Origin of the sequence: Loktanella agnita (genome assembly GCF_046640325.1) — a bacterium.
GTDB classification, from domain to species: Bacteria; Pseudomonadota; Alphaproteobacteria; order Rhodobacterales; family Rhodobacteraceae; genus Yoonia; species Yoonia agnita.
Window position 1 is genome coordinate 56,840 of record NZ_JBJMBF010000021.1, and the last position, 6,459, is coordinate 63,298.

The 6,459-nt window shown below is 55.7% G+C and carries 2 protein-coding genes; both read left to right on the forward strand.

Annotated elements, in window-relative coordinates; all coding sequences use genetic code 11:
- Positions 1-10 precede the first annotated feature (10 nt).
- Entirely contained in the window at positions 11-5,695 is a 5,685-nt protein-coding gene (locus ACJ5NV_RS18385) for a two-partner secretion domain-containing protein (RefSeq protein WP_411646093.1), read from the forward strand.
- A 10-nt stretch (positions 5,696-5,705) separates the two neighbouring features.
- A complete protein-coding gene (locus tag ACJ5NV_RS18390; protein ID WP_411646094.1) occupies positions 5,706-6,197 on the forward strand; it encodes a hypothetical protein in 492 nt (163 codons plus the stop codon).
- Positions 6,198-6,459 lie beyond the last annotated feature (262 nt).

A 6,459-nucleotide genomic window follows, 5' to 3' on the forward strand; every position in this document is an offset into this window, starting at 1 on the left:
GGTTCTTTTCATGACACGCAAGATGAAGACATATCTGAACAATGCGGTCTCCGTGCTTTGTATCGCTCTGATCAGTTCCCAACCGGTTCTGGCACAATCAATTGTCGCCGATGGTGATGGCCCTGTGGTGATCGACAGCGCCAATGGCACGCCGATGGTGATGATCAACACGCCCGGTGCCAATGGTGTGTCGCATAACACCTACACAGAGTTTGGCGTGGGTGTGGGCGGCGCGATCCTCAACAACGTTGATACCAATACAGCCGAGACCGGCCTTGCCGGAATCGTGCAGGGCAATGGCAATCTGGCGGGTGGCGCTGCTGGGATCATTCTGAATGAGGTGACTTCAACCAATCCGTCTGTCCTGAATGGCTATTTGGAAGTTGCAGGCCAACAGGCCGATGTCATCGTGGCCAACCCTAACGGGATTACCTGCGATGGCTGTGGGTTTATCAACACCAACCGGCTGACTGTGACAACAGGCACGCCCAGCTTTGAAGGAGAACGGTTTACCGGGTTTTCTGTAGATGGCGGTGCGGTTGCGATTGGTGCGGGCGGGCTGGACGCTTCGGATACCACGACCTTTGATCTGATTTCGCGCCAGATTACCGTAGCAGGAGCTGTTACAGGCCAACGGGTTCGTGTGATCGCGGGCCGAAATGACATCCTGTATGCAACAGGTGAAGTGACCGAAAAAGCCGATGACGGCGCGACCAAGCCGACACTGGCCATCGACTCCACCGCTTTGGGGGGCATGTTTGCCAACGCCATTACCATTACTTCAACGGAAGATGGCGTTGGGGTGCGCGCACCGCAAAACATGGCCGCAAACGCGGGTGGCATGACGATCACCGCTGATGGGCGACTGGTGATGAACAACACCAGTGCCAGCCAAAACGTGACAGTGCGCAGCACAGACAGCGTGGTGGTCAAGGGCAATGTGGTAGGCCAAGACATCAATGTGACCAGCGCCGAGGATTTGGTGCTGGAAGCCAACGCCAAGCTGATTGCAGAGAGCTCCGGGATACTGACCGTCGGCAATGACCTGGACGTTAGGGACGGTGCTGAACTCACCGCGACCCGTTTTGATCTGGATATTGAGCGGGCGTTTAAAATCGGACGTGACGCGGATGTGGTCTCTGTTGAGACGCTTTCCGTGGACACCGATAACCTGATGAACATGGGCACACTGGCATCGACCGCCGGGGGGCTATTAGTCACGACCAGCCTTGATCTGACAAACGAAGGGCTGATGTTCGGCGACACCGGCCTGACCCTGCGCAGTGATGCGGCGATCAGCAACAACGGCGGTACAATCATCTCGAACAACGGTGTGTCGATCCGTGGCGACAGTAGTGCCATGGCCGCCGCATTTACGAACCAGTTCGGCGGTATCGTCGAGACGATCAGCGGCAATATAAACATCGCCGCCGTCAGTTTCGGTAACCTTCGCGATGCGCCATTGCTTGCCGATGGGGTGGCCACCGATGGTGACCCGGAAGATGCAGATTGCAAGCGTGCGACCTGCTATGAGGAAATCCGCGAAACCGGGCAGATCATCTATGCGCATGATCCATCACGGATCATCTCGGCTGGGAACATCACGATCAGTGCAGATGACGCGACCAATGCCTTCAGCAGCATTTCGGCCTTTGGTAACATCACCATTGTTGCGGATACGCTGACCAACATCGGCCAGAACTACTATCGCAACAACGGCGGTGTGGCCGAATTCATCGGCGCCGACTTTGGCGTGATCGAGGCCGGTGGCAACCTCGATCTGACCGAGATCACCGGCTACATCCAGAACGGGGCGCAGACCGCGATCACCAATAACCGTGCAGGACCGTCAAATACCGATCTTGGCACCATCAATATCGACTCTATCGGCAATCCTGATCTCGTTGTTGTCAACCGTGACCCTGACGCGGAATTTCTGGTTGAGACACGGGCGGAGTTTGTCGATCTCGATCAGTTCGTGTCGTCGGATTACTTTCTGCAGGCCATTGAATACGACCCTGAACTGCGCAGGTTCGGCGATGCCTATGCCGAAGCGTTGCTGATCCGCAAGCAGCTGCAGGAACTGCTGGGGCAGCTGATCCTGACCACCGGATTGGACGAACGCGCCCAGATTGAGGCGATGTACAACAACGCCATTGATGCGCTGGAAAACCTCGATCTGACACCTGGTGTCGCCCTGACGCCTGACCAGATCGGTGCGCTGACTAGCGACATCATCTGGCTGGAAGAAACGGTGATCGACGGGGAGCGGGTGCTGGCCCCCAAGGTCTATCTGGCGAACCCCGAAATTCGCTTTGCCGGACTCAGCGGGGCGATGATCACCGGGCGCAATGTCGATGTGCGCACGCGTAATTTCGACAATTCCGGGAATATTCGGGCGACGAACAATCTCAGCATCGCCGTCAGTGACACGTTCCGATCGACGGGCGGGGCCATCTCTGCGGAAAACATCGCTGTTGTCGGCAATAATATCGAGATCGTGACAGGCGCGCAGACGCTAGTGACAAAACGGGGTGTACCGTTCTTCCGGCGCAGTGGTGATACCGACCGCGAAGATATCGCAGTGCCGGCGGCCTCTCTTATTGCTGGCAGCACGATTGTCCTAACGGCCCGTGACGCCATCACGGCGACGGGTGCACGGATTGAGGCCGGCGACAACATCACGCTTCTTGCGGGCGGCGACATCACGCTGGGTGCACTGCGCCTTGCCTCTGCCAAGGGGGACCGGCGCGGATCCAACAGGAATTACGTTGAACGGGTCGACCACCTGACCACCAGCCTGACCGCTGGCGGCGATATCCTGCTGTTGTCATCCGGCAATGCGGCGGGGCAGAATGACATCGTGCTGGAAGGCGCGAACCTCACAGCTGGCGGCAATGTCGGCATGATCGCCCAGGACGGCGATCTGCTGCTCAATGCTGTGGCCGATTTCTACTTCCGCGATTACCGGCGCAAAAGCCGCAACCTCTTGCGCACCAAAACGCGCACCCGAATGACCAGTCGCCTGACCCATCAGGTCACAACCATCGAAGGGGCGTCCATCACAGGGGTGGCGGATAACAACATCTATGTCGAAGGCAGCAGCTTTACGATTCCTGGTGTCGCGAACAGCGATCTGGCGCCCGGGCAGTTGTCCATGGTGTCAGTTAACGGCAGTTCAGTCTTCGGAGCCCCCTTCGATTTGTTCGCCGAGACAAAAACCAAGTCGAGCTCCACGCTCTTCGGGCTGATCAGCAACTCCTCCACCAGCAAAAATGCGCACTCCATCGCGCGGGGCGTCTTTGCCGATACCGCTGGTGATATCACACTCAATTCCGGTGGTGATCTGACGCTGACAGCGGTGGACTTCAACGCGGGTGGCGAATTTGTAACGACCGTCAGCGGGACAACCTACCTGCTGGCGGCGGTCAATCAGGACTACCAGTTCACGCAGACCCACCGGGACAATGGCGTCATCATGACGGATACGACGGTGGAGGATATCTCGGAAAGCGTCACCTTCAACCGCATCGCGGCGGCGGGTGGCGTGAACCTCGACCCGAACTCGCAAATCGTACTGGCGGGCATCCGGGACCCGCTCTTTGACAGCGCACATCCCGCCACATGGACAACCGAGGCTGAAAATGGTCGGTCCATGCTCGCTAATGCCTATCTGGGGATCGACTCGCCCGCGAAAGATCAGGGCAACGATGACCGGAAATACCTGCGCGATCTTGATGATCAAGAGGAAGAAAACAGCCATTGGCGCGAAGGTGGGGAATGGTCCGAAGACGGGGAATTCCTCGTGCAGCAAGTCGCCCTGCCCTCCGGCGCGGATGGGGCGGAATATGCCTATCTCGAAGGCGTATTAGCGCGTGACAGCACGATCAACGAACCCATCGAACTGGTCAGCTACCACTTCTATGACCGCAAACAGGCGCTCAGCCCTGCATTCAAAATCAAGCTGCAAATCGCGCTCTCTGTCGCGACCGGGGGGCTCTCGCTCGGGGCTGATTTCGCCGCGCTAAATGCTGCGGTTCAGGCTGCGGTCACAACCGTCGCCGTGGAAACCCTCGACGGGATGGTCGCGGGCGAGATCGACATGAAGGAGATCCTCGAACAAGCCGCCTTCTCAGCCACAACAGCAGGGCTCACCGCTGGCATTGATGCCAGTACCTTCAACGCAAGTTTTGAGGGGATCGGCTGGGCCAATACCTCTCCATTCCAGCTTGCAGGCTTCGGGGAAAAGCTAACCATCGCCAATCTGGTCGAACATGGCATCGACGCCAGCCTGACCGCCGGGTTGACCGTAGCGACAAATGACGACCTGAAAGGATCAGAGTTCTGGGACGTCTTCGCCGCCAACATGAAAAGCTCTGCCATTAACCTGACGATGGCCGACCTGCAAAAAGGGGTTGGTGATCTGGAACTTGGCGAGGGCAGCTTTGAACACGCGGCCCTGCACGGGTTGGTTGGCTGTGCGGCGGGTGAGGCTTTAGGCGGCAGCTGCGGCTCTGGCGCGGCCAGCGCCATCGCCCAGTCGGTCTTTGCTGGTCTGCAGGACGGTGAGCCCAAGCGGGGCGCCTTCTCATCCGACGACGCCTATCTGGCGGCGCATGGTGCCTGGAAGGCTGATATCGCAGCACAGGCCAACCTGCTGGGGGCGGGCGTCGGGTATTTGACCTCCGGCGGGACCACTGCGAATGTGTCGAATGGCGCGAGTATCGCGCGGTCTGGGGCGGTGAATAACTTTCTCAGCCACACAGAGCTGGTCGAAATGCAAAACGCGCTTGCTGCATGTAATGGCGTATTTGACGGATGCGTGCGGGCAGAAGAACTTGACGCTCTTGATCTTGAACGGCAGCAGAATTTGGCCGCCTGTGCCGGGGATTATTCCGCCGGGTGCAGTGCACTGCGCCGCCAGCTTACGTTGTTTGCAGCGCAACTGGCTGAGATATCGCAAAGCACAGATCAATATGACGAAAATCTACTCTATAGAGTTGGCCGGAAGGATACCCTGCTCGCGTTCTCTGGATACGCCGATATCACAGATGAATTTGACTTCACGGATGTTGATGCCGGGCTGCTCGAATCTGATCTGGCTCGGGACATCCTGTTTCAGCCTGACGATTTCACAAAAAGACGGATAAACCTGATCGCTGCTGCAGATGTTCAAATGGCTGGGGCAACGATAGGGTCGGGTTTCGCAAATGCCCGCGTTTACAATCCAAGCAGCGGGATAACACAGCTTGGCAATGTGGTGCGGCGCGAAAATGTACTGGATTTACCCCCAACGCGGGCACCAAATAGCGTACTCGATGTACCTGGCCGTGTTCAAAGCAGGATTAATCTAGCAAACGGTCCTATGCGTTTCACACCCACACGAAATAGCGGGAACCCAGCAAATGCTGGCTGGGATCATGTTGTGAATGATCATTTCGGTGGCGACAATGCTCAAAGTCAGTTCACGTTGTCCCAATCACAAATTCGCGGAATTTTGCAGTCAGATCGGGTGGTATCAGCTCCAGTAACAGATTTTCAGATGATCAATGGGACGCCAACATATGTGAGAACGGTGAATGTGGGGCAGGCTATTGGAACCGTGCGTCAATCGAATGGAGGAGGAGCAACTTCAGTACTCCGAGTTCAAACCGATAGCGCAGGTAATCTCATCACCGCGTATCCTGTACCTTAAAGGATTGAGCATGGAATTTAAAAAACGAACCGAGCAATTTGCCTTTGCGGTAGGCTTCGCAACAAGAGCAAAAACAACGCAGCTTGATAAAGCTATGTCTATATTTTTTGCTCGAATTGGTTATCAATTGACGACAGAAGACGTGTTTGAATTTGCCCCATATAATAATGACCTTGCACAGGTAGTTAGGGGTTTGCGGATCTACGAGAAATCAAAGTCCGAACAGTTGAACGTGCACTTGCAAGATATGTTTGCTGAGTTTTTCCAGCTGGTGGCAGACTTTGAACCGCCATGCTCTTACGATGGTCGGGCATTTTATATCATAACGACAGAGGGTAAAATGGCGATGCAATGCGACCGTAGCATGAAAGTTTATGCACTCGACGGTTCACAAATCGATGTCGAATTTGAACGGTTTGCAGTAAAACGGGACTTCATTGAGCGGTATGGTAATATCAGTGTTGAAAGTTGGCCGTATCATCAAAAACTTATAGTGACCTAACTCAGCGTCTCGCTTGCTCCACCACACACCCAATATCCAGCTGAACACTGATCTGTTCGACGATTGCTTCGCGTTCTTCGTAAGCGTGATTTATGTTCACCGCGTATAGTTTACCGAAATGTGGATTGCCGATGACGGTTGGAAGGATGGTTACAACCACGCAAACGGGCTAGGATACAGCATAGTGTAACCCGTCACGGCCATTGAGACAGAGCGGTACTTTTGCTTAGGGAGAGTTTTCGGTTCATCGTATTCCTTGAAA